This is a genomic window from Alloprevotella sp. oral taxon 473 str. F0040 (assembly GCF_000318095.2).
In the GTDB taxonomy this organism is placed as follows: domain Bacteria; phylum Bacteroidota; class Bacteroidia; order Bacteroidales; family Bacteroidaceae; genus Alloprevotella.
The window spans coordinates 101,074-114,798 of the sequence record NZ_KB290710.1 but is presented as its reverse complement, the minus strand read 5'-3'; the positions used below and the strand labels follow the sequence as shown (position 1 = coordinate 114,798).

General features: G+C 49.6%; 10 protein-coding genes. 7 read left to right on the top strand and 3 right to left on the bottom strand.

The genetic code is table 11. The features are described from left to right. Positions 1–193: 193 nt before the first annotated feature. Entirely contained in the window at positions 194–823 is a 630-nt protein-coding gene (locus HMPREF9999_RS02075; protein WP_009436626.1) for an AAA family ATPase, read from the bottom strand. Positions 824–933: 110 nt separating this feature from the next. After that, complete coding sequence (locus tag HMPREF9999_RS02070) at positions 934–2,340, bottom strand: MATE family efflux transporter (RefSeq protein ID WP_009436625.1); 1,407 nt, start codon at positions 2,338–2,340, stop codon at positions 934–936. Between the two features lie 344 nt (positions 2,341–2,684). Between HMPREF9999_RS02070 and HMPREF9999_RS02065 the strand changes: the two genes are divergently transcribed. Continuing rightward, entirely contained in the window at positions 2,685–3,974 is a 1,290-nt protein-coding gene (locus tag HMPREF9999_RS02065; protein WP_009436623.1) for an inositol-3-phosphate synthase, read from the top strand. 629 nt (positions 3,975–4,603) lie between these two features. On the opposite strand, the gene HMPREF9999_RS02055 is transcribed toward HMPREF9999_RS02065, so the two are convergent. Then, the gene (locus tag HMPREF9999_RS02055; protein ID WP_083475803.1) at positions 4,604–6,457 is read right to left on the bottom strand and encodes an HAD-IC family P-type ATPase; all 1,854 of its coding nucleotides are present in this window, start codon (positions 6,455–6,457) and stop codon (positions 4,604–4,606) included. A gap of 405 nt (positions 6,458–6,862) precedes the next feature. On the opposite strand from HMPREF9999_RS02055, the gene HMPREF9999_RS02050 reads away from it, so the two are divergent. The 6 genes from HMPREF9999_RS02050 to rodA all read left to right on the top strand — a co-directional run bounded on the left by HMPREF9999_RS02050 (position 6,863) and on the right by rodA (position 13,718). Continuing rightward, positions 6,863–7,459: an MGS-like domain protein gene (locus tag HMPREF9999_RS02050; RefSeq protein WP_009436618.1), complete on the top strand. Its 597-nt coding sequence runs from the start codon at positions 6,863–6,865 to the stop codon at positions 7,457–7,459. Between the two features lie 92 nt (positions 7,460–7,551). Further along, positions 7,552–8,589: a rod shape-determining protein gene (locus HMPREF9999_RS02045; protein ID WP_044062978.1), complete on the top strand. Its 1,038-nt coding sequence runs from the start codon at positions 7,552–7,554 to the stop codon at positions 8,587–8,589. Between the two features lie 173 nt (positions 8,590–8,762). Further along, positions 8,763–9,614 (top strand): rod shape-determining protein MreC, encoded by an 852-nt coding sequence (gene mreC, locus HMPREF9999_RS02040; protein WP_009436615.1) that lies wholly within the window; start codon positions 8,763–8,765, stop codon positions 9,612–9,614. 180 nt (positions 9,615–9,794) lie between these two features. Continuing rightward, positions 9,795–10,310, top strand: a complete 516-nt coding sequence (gene mreD, locus HMPREF9999_RS02035; protein WP_009436614.1) for a rod shape-determining protein MreD — start codon at positions 9,795–9,797, stop codon at positions 10,308–10,310. Positions 10,311–10,420: 110 nt separating this feature from the next. After that, positions 10,421–12,271 (top strand): penicillin-binding protein 2, encoded by a 1,851-nt coding sequence (mrdA, locus tag HMPREF9999_RS02030; RefSeq protein WP_009436613.1) that lies wholly within the window; start codon positions 10,421–10,423, stop codon positions 12,269–12,271. After that, positions 12,252–13,718 carry a rod shape-determining protein RodA gene (gene rodA / locus HMPREF9999_RS02025; protein WP_009436612.1) on the top strand — a complete coding sequence of 489 codons (1,467 nt, stop codon included), beginning with the start codon at positions 12,252–12,254 and terminating at the stop codon, positions 13,716–13,718. The genes mrdA and rodA overlap by 20 nt, the downstream gene beginning before the upstream one ends. Positions 13,719–13,725: the final 7 nt, after the last annotated feature.

The following is a 13,725-nucleotide window of genomic DNA, read 5'->3' as shown; positions in this document are numbered from 1 at the left end:
ATCTAAGCACGCACTTCTACGTATTGTCAGTCTTTGCTCTCGGATTGAGCCACTAAATAACGTAATCCCACCTCAAGATATATTCCTGAGGTGGGATTATTTTTTGGAGCTAAAGCCCTTTCTCTCGAATATCTAAAAGCTCTCTGATGAGCTTCTAGGGCTATTTTATGGAGACGTTGGGAGATGTCGCGAGCTATTCTTGAGTAAATCCGAGTTGCTCAATGAAGTTGGCGATAAATGCTACCGTATCCTCTATGCCCAAAAGGGAAGAGTTTACACAAAGGTCATAGGTATCTGCTGCACCCCACGTGCCAGAAGAATAGAAGTTGTAGTAAGTTGCGCGTTCTTCATCAGCTTCTTCGATGATGCTCTGAGCAGCTTTGGGCAACACATTGCGACGTTGCGCCACACGGCGTATGCGATCATCAAGATTAGCTGTGATGAAAATGTTCACATGACGTGGATGCTCTCGCAAAATATAGTCTGCTACTCGGCCAATAAAGACACAAGATCTTTCGGAAGCTATGCGTTGGATGACACGGCTCTGGATGATAAAGAGATTCTCCTCGGAGAGCTGGTTGTCATAGAAGTCACCACCGCCACCGAAGAAAGGTTGCACCACATGAAAAATGCTATGGAAAAAGCCTTTCTTCTCATCGCTACGCTCGAAGAGTCCCTGTCGCAGTCCACTCTCTTGGGCAGCAAGGGAGAGAATCTCCTTATCGTAGTAGGCAATGTTGAAATGTTCGGCAAGGTGCTTACCGATTTCACGGCCACCACTACCTAGTTGGCGACCGATGTTGATGACAAAGGGAGAAGACATGATAGACTCAAAAATTAGAAGTTTGACATGAAGAAACCGAGATTCTCAAATAGATGATTACGTCACTGCACTCATGTCGCGAAACATTTGGTACAATAACAGGAAAGCGTTCAAAGAGTCATCGCACTCTTTTGGCGTAGCTTACGAATTTGCGCCACAAGCATCACTGCCGAAATCAGAGCGGCTACTCCATCAGCCGCTGGGAGCGAATACCACACTCCGTCTATGGCCGCTGTGCCAGGGAGTAGTCCAGGCAAGATATGGGGAAGTGTGAGAATGAGAGGGATGAGAAATATGAGTTGTCGTGTGAGAGATAGGAAAATACTCTTACTTGGCGAACCAATACTTTGGAAAAAGGCTGAGGAAACTATTTGCATACCAATCACAGGCCAGAAAAGACTCACCACTTTCAGCCCATGCTCTCCCGCCGCAGCCAGTTCGGGAGCATCCTTCACAAAGAGTCCCACCAAAGCTCCTGGCAAAAGATGACTCGCCGCAAAACTCAGCGTGGTGACCACCGTGGCAGCGACCAGCGTATATTTGACCACACTCTCCAAACGATGGAACTTCTGCGCACCATAGTTGTAGCCAGCAATGGGAAGCATGCCTTGGTCGAGCCCCATCACCACGAAAGCCATGAACATGGCTAGGCGATTGACGATGCCATAAGCACCAACTGCGGTGTCTCCTCCAAACTCTGCCATAGAACGCATGATGATGATAGCCACTAAGCTCGTGGTGGTGTTGATGAGAAATTGAGGAAGACCAATGGTGACAATCTCTTTCATGATGCGCAATTGCGGACGGAGATAACGACGCAACAAGCGCACGGGGCTATTCTTCCCACTAAACAGCCAGAATTGCCAACATAAGGCGCACACCTGCGCGATGAGCGTGCTCCATGCTGCCCCTGCAATGCCCCAGCCTAGGCGCATCACAAACAGATAGGCCAAGACAGTGTTAATCGCCACCGTTCCGATATTAGCATACATCGCATACATCGGGCGACTGGTTGAACGAAGCTGCGCGTTTAAGCCATAATACATGTGGGTAAACACATTACCGAAGAGCAAGATTTGCATGTAAGCTCTAGCATGTGGGAGCGTGCGCTCAGAAGCACCAAATAGGCGGAGGATGGAATCAAGATTTAGCTCCAGCACTAAGCCGAGTGTCAAACCAATGATGACATTCAGCACAATAACATTGCCCAAGATGGCGTGTGCCGATTGATGATCTTTTTGCCCTAATCGGATGCTCATGAGCGTAGATCCCCCGATGCCGACCATAGCTCCAAAGGCAGCTGAAATGGCCATGAGAGGATTGGTCAGGGCTAAGCCCGAAATAGCATCTGCTCCCACAGCTTGGCCGATGAAAATGCCGTCAATGATGTTGTAGAGCGACGACACTACCATCGCTATAATGGCAGGGAGTGAGTATTGCACAAGGAGTTTGGGAATAGATTTTTCTCCCAATGCATTAAATTTATGAGCAGTGTCGTGGGTAGTCTGTGATGGCATATACAATGGATGTGCAAGAGCTGAGCAGCAGTACTGTGATGGCAGCCACAGCAAGAGAGATAAAATAGAAATTGTAGGGCTAGGCTGCCACTGCAAATGTACGATATTTTTTGAGGGCAATCAGACTCTATTCTCCAAAATCATGCGCTCACCTCCTAAAAAAGGGGTGAACTGCATCATTTAGTGTACAATCTAGACCAAGGGTTGTGCTTTTTCTCGGATTTTCTTCGCACTACCGCGAAAGAATGTGTAACTTTGACCTATGGAAACACGGCCTACATGCGCTGCATGAGCCGCATACCTTGTAGACACCTCTGTCTATTCTTTTTAATTTACTCCTACACATGAAAGAAGCTACAGGAAAACTCGGTGTAATGATCGTAGGTCTTGGCGCCGTTAGTACCACTTTTATTGCTGGTGTATTCTCTGCACGCAAAGGACTCACCAAACCTGTGGGCGCACTCACCCAGTATGACAAAATCCGCGTGGGCACAGGAGAAGCCCAACGCTACCTTCCCTATAACGAAATCCTCTCACTCCCCTCACTCAACGACCTAGAGTTTGCCGCCTGGGACGTATATCCCGAGAATGCTTTTGAGAGTGCAGTCAATGCAGATGTGCTCCGCGCCAAAGACATTCTGCCCCTTCAAGCCGAACTTGAGGCGATTCGTCCGCTCCGCGCGGCTTTCGACCGCCACTATGCCCAACGTCTAGACGGCACCAACGTGCTACCCGAGATGACACGCTGGGAGATGGTGGAACACCTGCGCCAAGACATCCGACAATTTAAGGCAGAGCGTGGTGTGGACCGTGTGGTTGTGCTGTGGGCAGCTTCTACCGAAATCTATGTTCCTGTGGACAAAGTACACGAATCTGTAGCTTCTCTTGAAGCAGCCATGCGTGCCGACGACCGCGAACATGTGGCTCCCTCCATGTGCTATGCCTATGCTGCGCTCATGGAAGGTGCACCTTTTGTCATGGGTGCGCCCAACACCACCGTGGACATCCCTGCAATGTGGCAACTCGCCGAACAACAACGCGTGCCCATCGCTGGTAAGGACTTCAAGACTGGCCAAACCCTCGTGAAGAGTGGCTTCTCGCCCATCCTCAGCACACGCTGTTTAGGTCTGAACGGCTGGTTTTCCACCAACATTTTGGGCAACCGTGATGGTCTAGTCTTGGACGAACCCGAAAACTTCAAGACGAAAGAGGTGTCTAAACTCTCCACACTCGAGACCATTCTCCGCCCCGAAGATCAGCCCGACCTCTATGGCGACTACTATCACAAGGTGCGCATCAACTACTATCCCCCACGTGGCGACGACAAAGAAGGATGGGACAACATCGACATCTTCGGATGGATGGGCTATCCCATGCAGGTGAAAATCAATTTTCTCTGTCGCGACTCCATCCTTGCCGCACCACTCTGCCTCGACCTTGTGTTACTCATCGATGCGGCTGCGCGCGATGGTCGCTACGGCACGCAACGCTTCTTGAGTTTCTACCTCAAGAGCCCTCAACACGACTACACCGTGGATGAAGAACCTGAGAACAATCTCTACCGCCAATACGTGCATCTCAAAAATGCTATCCGCGAAATGGGTGGCTATCCTGCCGATGAACTCGTAGACTAATGCATTTTCTACATTGACACGTCAGAGATTTACAGAAAGGCAAGAGAACACCTATTGATTTTCTGCTATTTACTCTCACCCTGATGCACATTATTAAAGGACAACGCGCCGATTTCCCCAATGGAGGAATCGGCGCGTTGAGGTTTTCAGATGACTATTCTTCTACACCCTTTGGGAAGTATTGCAAGAAAGACAGCACGATATATTTTTGACTTCAGCATGATTTATATCCGACTTTAGAGCGATGTATTTTAGTGCACTACACGATGCTCTTCCCACTTCTTGGAGCATCCGTTGTCTTTTCTCGGAGAGTTTTGCAAAAACATCGGAGTTTTTCAAAATTATCTCCGACATTTCTGGAAAAAACTCCGAGATTTTTTGAGAAATCTCCGAGATATTTTTGCGATACTCAGAGATTGTGCATTTTTCGTACGAAAAAGGGACTCGTCTGAAGGCTATTATCCCCTTCAAATCTGCAGTGCACATGACTTTCACATGCAAAGATAGAAAGTAAACGACCACTCACCACGGCACTCCCTTACCCTCTGCGTTGAAACACAAAAAAAGGGTGCAAACCATCTGACAGAGATGATTTGCACCCTTTAGGAGAAATAAGAGAGAGAGTAGCCTTATCGTCGAGGACGAAGCACATTGAGTACGCAGAGCAATACGACTCCTGTGTCGGCAAACACGGCAGCCCACATGCCCGCTAAACCGAAGGCGGAGAGCACCAACACGATTGTTTTTATACCAATCGCCAAAGTGACGTTTTCCCAGACCAAGCGGCGCGTGCTACGTCCAGCACGAATAGCATCGGCCACACGGAGCGGATCGTCGGTGGCCAGCACCACATCTGCCGTTTCCACCGCAGCATCTGTGCCACCTGCTCCCATCGCAAAACCAACGTGAGCGCGAGCTAATACAGGAGCATCATTGATGCCATCACCCACAAAGGCGACTTTGCGCCCTTCGCTCATGAGGCGTTCCACATGATGTAGTTTGTCTTCGGGCAACAAGCGCGAATGCCACTCATTGAGCCCTAACTGTTGGGCCAGTGCATCCACCGCTTCGGCATAGTCGCCTGAGAGCATCACGGTGTGAATGCCCATTTGTTGGAGCATCTCTACCGCAGCTTTGGACGTGGGGCGCGCCTCATCATTGCTCACGGAGAAGGCTCCTTCTGCACCGCTATCCATGCCGTCTTGCAAAGTCACGACACCCGTGGTGAGGGTTCCAGTTTTGTCGAACACCACCGTATCAATTTGGGTCACAGCATCTAGGTGCAATCCGCCCTTGAAAAGGACACCACGCTTGGAAGCTCTGCCAATGCCGGCAAAATAGCTCAATGGGATGCTCAGCACCAAGGCGCAGGGACAAGATGCCACGAGGAAGACGAGGGCACGATACACCCATTCACTGAGGACGATGTCGGTTTGGGGCGCAACCCATTGCACCAAAGCAGGCACCACTACGAGCAAAGCAGCGAGGGCCACCACCACGGGAGTGTAGATGCGCGCGATTTTCGTGAGCATCTGTTCGGCAGGGGCTTTGCGCGCTGCGGCATCTTCCACCATTTGTAGGATGCGCGAGAGAGCATCTTCGCCCAATGCGCGGTCGGTGCGGAGATAAATGGGACGATCCATCACGATATAGCCCGACATCACGCGCTCCCCAACAGCTACTTTGCGCGCCACGCTCTCTCCTGTGAGAGCCGCGGTGTCGAACTGTGCAGAGGTATAAGGTTTTCCCTCCGTGATTACTGAAGGGACATCGCACAACACGCCGTCCAGAGGCACACGCGCTCCGCGCTCTACACGGAGCAAACTGCCGAGAGCTACGTCTTTAGGACTGCACATCTGTGTGGTGCCCGAGGCCTCATTGACCAAGGTGCAGGCGTCGGGACGCAAAGCCACGAGCGATGCGATGCTCTTGCGCGCACGCCCCACGGCTAGTCCTTGTAGGTTTTCGCCCAACAGGTAGAACAACATCACGCCCACAGCTTCGGGATAATCCCCAAGAGCAATCGCTCCCACGGTGGCAATGAGCATGAGAAAGAACTCGTTGAACACCTGGCCTTTGCGCAGTCCTTGCCAAGCTCCTTTGAAGACGGTTTGCGCTGCAAGGAGATAGGCGAGGATATATCCGAATTTCAACCATTCGGGATGGGAAAACGACAAGTGTTGCTGGGCAACAAGGCTTTGCAATATCCAAGTGCTGAGGGCAAGGCAGGCAGCCACCGTGAAAACTATCCATTGGCGCGCTCCGCCATGCTCGTGATTATGACCATCGTGTGCATGACATCCGCAGGCACAAGCGCAGGTGTCGCTCGCACAATGCAGATGCTCTGCATCGTGATGCGGATTGTGCTCCTCATGATAATGGGCACAACCGCAATGCTCGTGGTCGTGATGGCTGTGTGCATGGTGATGTACACCAGTGTCATGGCCATTTTGTTCATGATGAGAGTGACAATGCTTATCCATAATTCAGAGATTGTGTGATGATTTTGATGATGCAAAGATAGAGAAATTCGTGTGCAACTGGGTTGCAAACAAAGCAAATCGGGTGGTTTATAGCAAAAGTGGAAATAAAAAGGGCTAAACTCGCGCGGTATCACGGAGATTTATGGGGATAATCCAAAACTTTGTCGTAATTTTGTGCACACGTATTATCCCAAATCGCTCATTAGAGCCTGAACAGATTTCATTATATTGTTGAGCAGATGGTTGGTTGTGAGTTCGAAGGCGTAGCGGGCTACGTCGAGAACGAACAAGAAACAAGATGCCAACAAGAAAATGAAAGATGGCAGGAAGTTATCTTCTCTATAACGAATTGCACTATAACGGTCTAATGACCGATTTGGGATTATTATCTCCTCAAACAACCCTATGGCTACTACGCGCAAAATCAAAACCGCTCTCGTGTCGGTGTTCCACAAAGATGGCCTCGACACGCTTCTCAAAGCCCTTCACAACGAAGGTGTTCAATTTCTTTCCACTGGTGGCACGCACGATTTTATCGTGTCGCTCGGACTTCCCTGCCAACAAGTGGAAGATTTGACGTCATATCCTTCCATCCTCGGTGGACGTGTGAAGACACTCCACCCCAAAGTATTCGGTGGCATTCTCGGCCGTCGCGACTTGGAAGATGACCGCGAGCAAATGGCGCACTATGAAATCCCCGAAATTGACCTCGTGATTGTCGATCTTTATCCCTTCGAAGCTACGGTGGCTTCTGGTGCTTCTGATGCAGACATCATCGAAAAGATTGACATCGGTGGTATCTCTCTCATTCGCGCAGGTGCGAAAAACCATAAGGATGTGGTGATTGTTTCCTCTAAAGCGGACTACCAACCTTTGCTCGACATCGTCAAGGCGCAAGGTGCTGAAACAACCTTGGAACAACGCAAACAATTTGCTACCAACGCTTTCGCAACCTCTAGCCACTACGACACTGCGATTCACGCATGGTTTAGCAAAAACTAAACGAGGACATACGTATCTAGTTTAGATTTCTCCTTACACAGTGCCCAAAGGGATGCGCCCTATTGGGCAATGAATCAAGCAAAATATTGACAATGGGAATTTTTTCTTCCTTTTTCTCTATGAAGCGTGAGCTTGCCATGGACCTCGGCACGGCCAACACCATCATTATCTCCGATGGTGAGATAGCTGTGAACGAGCCTTCTGTGGTGGCACTCGACCCTACCACTGAGAAAACTATCGCAGTGGGTGAGCGTGCGAAGCTCATGTATGAAAAGACCAGCGAGAAAATCCGCGTAGTTCGCCCTCTGCACGATGGTGTGATTGCGGACTTTAACGCCTGCGAACAGATGATGCGCGGACTGATCAACATGGTGCGCACCAGTCGCCACCTTTTCACCCCCAGCATCCGCATGGTGATTGGTGTGCCTTCGGGTTCTACTGAGGTGGAGCTCCGTGCAGTGCGCGACAGTGCCGAACATGCTGGTGGTCGCGACGTATATCTGATTTTCGAACCTATGGCTGCTGCCATCGGTATTGGTCTTGATGTGAACGCCCCTGAAGGTAATATGGTGGTGGACATCGGTGGTGGTACTACCGAAATCGCGGTGATTTCTATGGGTGGTATCGTATCGAACAACTCCATCAAGATGGCAGGCGACGACTTCACAGCCGATATCCGCGAATACATGAGCCGACAGCACAACGTGTCTGTCTCAGAACGTATGGCGGAACGTATCAAAATCAACGTGGGTAGTGCCTTGGCTGAATTGCCTCCTGCAGAAGCTCCCGAAGACTATGTGGTGCATGGTCCTAACCGCATCACTGCGCTTCCTATGGAAGTGCCCGTATGCTATCAGGAAATCGCGCACTGTCTCGAACGCTCCGTGGGACTTATCGAAACGGCAGTGCTCAATGCGCTCTCCAACACTCCACCCGAACTCTATGCCGACATCGTGAAGAACGGTATTTATCTCACCGGTGGTGGTGCCCTCCTTCGTGGTTTGGCACAGCGTTTGAGCAATAAGATCAACATCCCCTTCCACGTAGCTGAAGAACCCCTCCTCTGTGTGGCCAAAGGTACGGGCAAGGCTCTCGCCAACATCGACGAATACCCCTGCTTGATGCGATAAATCATGCGCCTTTAGGCTTTGTCATGATCATTTCTCTGCTTTCTATAATGAATAATCGCTCATATATGGCGATAACCCACATGGAGAGCAGCGCGCATTTTTGCAGCATCTTCTGTGCAATCTCTGCCCTGTCTCTTCTGTAGGCAGGGCTTTTGCCCATCATATCCCCAACGATGCAAATACTTCTCGACTTCCTTCGCCGCTACAACTATCTCTTTCTCTTCATCCTGTTGGAGGGGATCAGTTTGACGCTCCTCTTCCAGTTCAACAACTACCAAGGGAGCGTATGGAACACTGCGGCCAATGAAAGCGCAGCAAAGGCCAATGAAACCTATGCTTCGCTCGAAGCCTATTTCAAGCTCGGAGATATCAACGCCCTACTCACCACAGAGAACACCAAACTGCAACAAGAAAATGCGGTGTTGCGCGCTGCACTAGATTCTGCAACACACGACACCACATTTACCGAACGTAAGGTGCGACAAGAACTTGCGGGCTTTCAGCTGCTCCCAGCGCGTGTGGTGAGCAATGGAGTGCGCCGTGGTCATGATGGATATTTGGTGATTAACCGCGGAAGAAAAGATGGCGTCCGCCCCGAGATGGGCGTCGTTGGCGGTGGTGGTGTCATAGGAATAGTCTATTTAGTAGGTGAAAACTATGCTTTGATTATCCCAGTGACTCACACCAAGTCTAGCATCTCATGCCGAGTGCGCGGTAAGAACTATTTTGGCTACCTACAATGGGATGGTGGTAGCACGCGCATGGCACAGCTCGATGATGTGCCGCGCTACGCCAAAACTCGAGCTGGCAATGTGATTGAAACTTCAGGATATTCTTCGGTATTTCCTCCAGGCATCTTTGTAGGTCGCGTGCACAAGGTGAGCAACTCTTCCGATGGACAGAGCTACCGCTTGGACATCGTCCTCGGCACCGACTTTGCTAACCTACGCGATGTCAATGTAGTGGTGACTCCCTACAAAGCAGAGATTCGACAATTACAAGAAAAGGCTGATAGCTTACAATAGGTAATCGTATAAGCACGTTAGAATGGGGAATCAAACCTCTATTCCATTTTCTAATATCACAGTCTCCACTGTACATGCTAACATCGATGATTATATGATGTTGTAAGTTCTGCGTACAACTTATATCCATTCATAGTTGCCCACTAGCCTCTAAATTATAAGTTTTAACGTCGTAAACCCATGTTTAATGTCATCCTCCCTCGCATCCTTTGGATTTTGGGTTTAATTCTCGCCCAAACCTTGGTGTTCAATCACATTCACCTGATAGGATATGCCACACCAATGCCGTATGTCTACGCACTCATCATGCTGCCTCACGGCACTTCACGATGGATTTACGTAGTGCTTGGATTCGCGCTTGGACTGGTGGTAGACACACTCAGCAACACGGTTGGAGCAGCTGCCGGAGCCTTAACCCTCGTTGGGCTTGTCACTCCCTTGCTATTGCGTGCTTTTGCTCCAGATGATAAACTGGAAGAGGAGTTCACCCCCTCTATTCGTACGATGCAATGGAGTGGTTTCTTGAAATTTGCTATTGCAGTGACGTTCATTCACACGATGGTATTCTTCCTCCTCGAAACTTTCTCTCTCTTCGACCCGCTTCGCCTGCTCATAGAAGTAGTGAGTAGCACAGCATTGACAGTGATTTTCATGGCCACTTTTGAGAAACTGAGAAATACCTCTCGAAGTGCATGACCCCAACTACTTGCAGTGTAGATAGGAAAAATCAGAATAAACAGGATGTCACAGAATTAAAGAGCTCAAATCGCTCGAAAAATTAATCTCTAACGACTAACGTCTAGATTATGCCCCAAGATTACAGTTATGAAAAGCGAAGGTTTGTAGTAGGCGCGGTGGCGGCAGTCATCATCGCGGTCTACCTGATTCGCTTGTTCACACTGCAACTCATGAGCGACGACTATCGCAAGAGTGCCGACTCTAATGCGTTTCGCAAAGAGATTATCTATCCCTCACGCGGCCTGATTATGGATCGCCATGGCAAACTCCTTGTTTATAATGAGCCTTCCTACAACATCCTCGTGACGATGCAAGACCAACACGGCATCGACACCCTAGATTTCTGTGAGACAATTGGCATCACAAAAGAGGAGTATATAGCTCGCATGGCTGAAATCAAGGATCCCCAAAAGAATTTAGGTTACTCTCGCAACACCCCTCAGCTCTTTATGAGCCAAATACCAGCCCAGGAGTTCTCTAAATTTCGCGAGAAACTCTTTCGCTTCAATGGATTTAGCGTCGAAAAACGCAGTGTTCGCCGTTATGCCAGTGGCATCGGAGCACATATCCTGGGGGATGTGGCCGAGGTGAATCAAGCAGATATTGACAGTGATGCTTATTACAAGAGTGGTGACTATATTGGCAAACTCGGGGTGGAACGCAGCTATGAGAAAGCTCTTCGCGGAGAGAAAGGCATGCGCATCATGCTCCGCGACGTACATGGACGCACCCAAGGGCACTATATGGATGGGAAGTTTGACACGAAAGCTCACCCAGGTCGCAACCTAACTCTTGGCATCGACCTCGCTACTCAACAACTTGCAGAGCGTTTGCTGGAAGGTAAGCTCGGAGCTATCGTAGCTATCGAACCGGCTACTGGAGAGATCATTGCCATGGCTTCTTCTCCCTCCTATGATCCTCGCAGCATGGCAGGCCGCGATCGCAGCAAACACATGGGCATTCTCATGCGCGACGAACGAAGACCCCTTCTCAACCGTGCCATTAGTGGGCTCTATCCTCCTGGTTCCACCTTCAAAATCTCCCAAGCTCTCCTAGGACTTCAAGAAGGAAGCATTAATCCCAGCGTGGCTTTTCCTTGCCACCATGGGTTCAACTACAAAGGACTTCACCTTGGATGCCACGGACACGCCTCGCCCATCAACCTTGTCCCAGCCATAGGAACGAGCTGTAATTCCTATTTCTGCTGGAACTTGCTCCGTATGTTTGGCAACAAAGGAAAATACGGAAGTGTGCAAAATGCCATGACTCGCTGGAAAGATCATCTTGTTGCTATGGGCTTTGGCTATAAACTAGGCATTGATCTTCCTGGGGAACGAAGAGGCATGATCCCCAATGCAGCCTATTATGACAAGGCCTATAAGAAATCTTGGAATGCCCTCACCGTGATTTCGATTTCGATTGGTCAAGGAGAGGTCACTGCTACTCCACTTCAGATTGCCAATCTAGCAGCCACTATCGCTAATCGTGGACATTTCTACGTGCCACACATAGTGCACAGTGTGCAAGGTGAACGTCTCGATACGACCTACACCAATATGAGGCGAACCAAAGTGGATCGCCACTACTATAATTATGCAGTGGCAGGTATGCGGCGCGCAGTGGAACAAGGCACCTGCCGAGGTGCCGACTTTCCTGGCGTACAAGTGTGCGGAAAGACTGGTACTGCGCAAAACCGCGGTCACGACCACTCAGCATTTATGGGCTTTGCTCCAATGAACAATCCCCAAATAGCCGTCTGCGTTTATGTAGAAAATGGCGGATTCGGAGCAGACTTTGCCGTCCCTCTTGGCTCACTCATCATGGAGCAATTTGTGAATGGCAAACTCTCACCCGCTTCTGAGGCTAAAGCCAACACCTTCCAACACCGACACATCAGTTATGGCAAACAAGCGCGATAGTATTCAACTCAACCCCGCTTTTCGAGCGGATGGGTGGGTGTTGCTCATCTTTCTCATTCTCCTTGCTTTTGGATGGCTCAGTGTGTGCGGAGCTAGTCATAGTTTTGGTGACGTCGACTTTCTCACTTTCGACACACGTCCTGGCAAACAGTTAGTTTGGATTTGCTGCTCTCTTGGACTTGGAGCAGTCATTCTAATGTTCGATGATCGATATTTCGACATGTTGGCCGACTTGTTCTATTGGAGCATGATGCTAATCCTACTCATCACCCCTTTTATTGCCCATGACATTAAAGGGTCTCGATCGTGGATTTCATTAGGTCCAGTATCTCTTCAACCTGCTGAATTTGCGAAGTGTGCCACTTCACTCATGGTCGCAAAACTCATTGGACAATACGGATTCACCCTTAATGAACGACGTAAGTTTCTCCAAGCAGCGGGTATCGTTCTCCTGCCCTTCGTCCTTATCATCTTACAGAAAGAAACAGGTTCAGCTCTTGTTTATCTGTCTTTCTTCCTCATGTTCTACCGAGAAGGAATGCCTGGTAGCATTCTTTTTAGTGGGGTTGCAGCAGTAGCTTATTTTGTCATAGGCATAGGACAAGGAGATGTCGCCCTACCTGGCACATTAGCTTCTTTAGGTGAAGTCTTGGTGATGGCTCTCATTTGGATTTTCACCATCGGCATGCTCCGCATCTATTGTCCTAAACAACCCGAGCACGCACGACGTCTGCTCCTTTGGGGTATCATTCTCCACGTTGTCGCCTATGCTGTGTCCTTGTGGATAGTACCTTTTGATATTAGTTGGGCACAAATGGCAGGAGGTGTAGTCATGACTGGCTATCTTGGTTTGCAATGGCTAGGCCAACGCATACGCACCTTCTTACTCATCACTGCATTTTCGCTAGGAAGTATGGGATTTCTCTACGCCTCCGACTACGCGCTCAACAATGTAATGAAGGATTATCAACGCACGCGCATCCGCGTGCTACTTGGCATCGAAGAGGACCGAGATGCCTCCTACAATGTCATTCAGTCAAAGATTGCCATCGGTTCTGGCGGTCTCCAAGGCAAGGGTTTCATGAATGGCACGCAGACCAAGCTCGACTATGTGCCTGAGCAAGACACCGACTTCATCTTTTGCACTGTGGGTGAAGAAGAAGGATTCTTAGGGGCTAGTGCTGTATTGCTGCTCTTCTTGGCACTAATATGGCGCCTCATCTATCTAGCCGAACGGCAAACGTCACGATTTGGACGGGTCTTTGGCTACTGCGTACTCTCAATACTCCTGTTCCACATATTCATCAACATTGGCATGGTGCTTGGCATCGCACCAGTCATTGGCATACCACTGCCCTTCTTCTCTTATGGAGGTTCATCACTATGGGGCTTCACCCTTCTGCTGTTCATCTTCCTCCGCATTGATGCTGGGCGCAAACGCAGATAATGGTTAA

Excerpts from the sequence above, each read along its gene's own strand:
- HMPREF9999_RS02075 (WP_009436626.1), bottom strand. The coding sequence starts at position 823 with ATGTCTTCTCCCTTTGTCATCAACATCGGTCGCCAACTAGGTAGTGGT.
- HMPREF9999_RS02070 (WP_009436625.1), bottom strand. The coding sequence starts at position 2,340 with ATGCCATCACAGACTACCCACGACACTGCTCATAAATTTAATGCATTG.
- HMPREF9999_RS02065 (WP_009436623.1), top strand. The coding sequence starts at position 2,685 with ATGAAAGAAGCTACAGGAAAACTCGGTGTAATGATCGTAGGTCTTGGC.
- HMPREF9999_RS02055 (WP_083475803.1), bottom strand. The coding sequence starts at position 6,457 with ATGGATAAGCATTGTCACTCTCATCATGAACAAAATGGCCATGACACT.
- HMPREF9999_RS02050 (WP_009436618.1), top strand. The coding sequence starts at position 6,863 with ATGGCTACTACGCGCAAAATCAAAACCGCTCTCGTGTCGGTGTTCCAC.
- HMPREF9999_RS02045 (WP_044062978.1), top strand. The coding sequence starts at position 7,552 with ATGGGAATTTTTTCTTCCTTTTTCTCTATGAAGCGTGAGCTTGCCATG.
- mreC (WP_009436615.1), top strand. The coding sequence starts at position 8,763 with ATGCAAATACTTCTCGACTTCCTTCGCCGCTACAACTATCTCTTTCTC.
- mreD (WP_009436614.1), top strand. The coding sequence starts at position 9,795 with ATGTTTAATGTCATCCTCCCTCGCATCCTTTGGATTTTGGGTTTAATT.
- mrdA (WP_009436613.1), top strand. The coding sequence starts at position 10,421 with ATGCCCCAAGATTACAGTTATGAAAAGCGAAGGTTTGTAGTAGGCGCG.
- rodA (WP_009436612.1), top strand. The coding sequence starts at position 12,252 with ATGGCAAACAAGCGCGATAGTATTCAACTCAACCCCGCTTTTCGAGCG.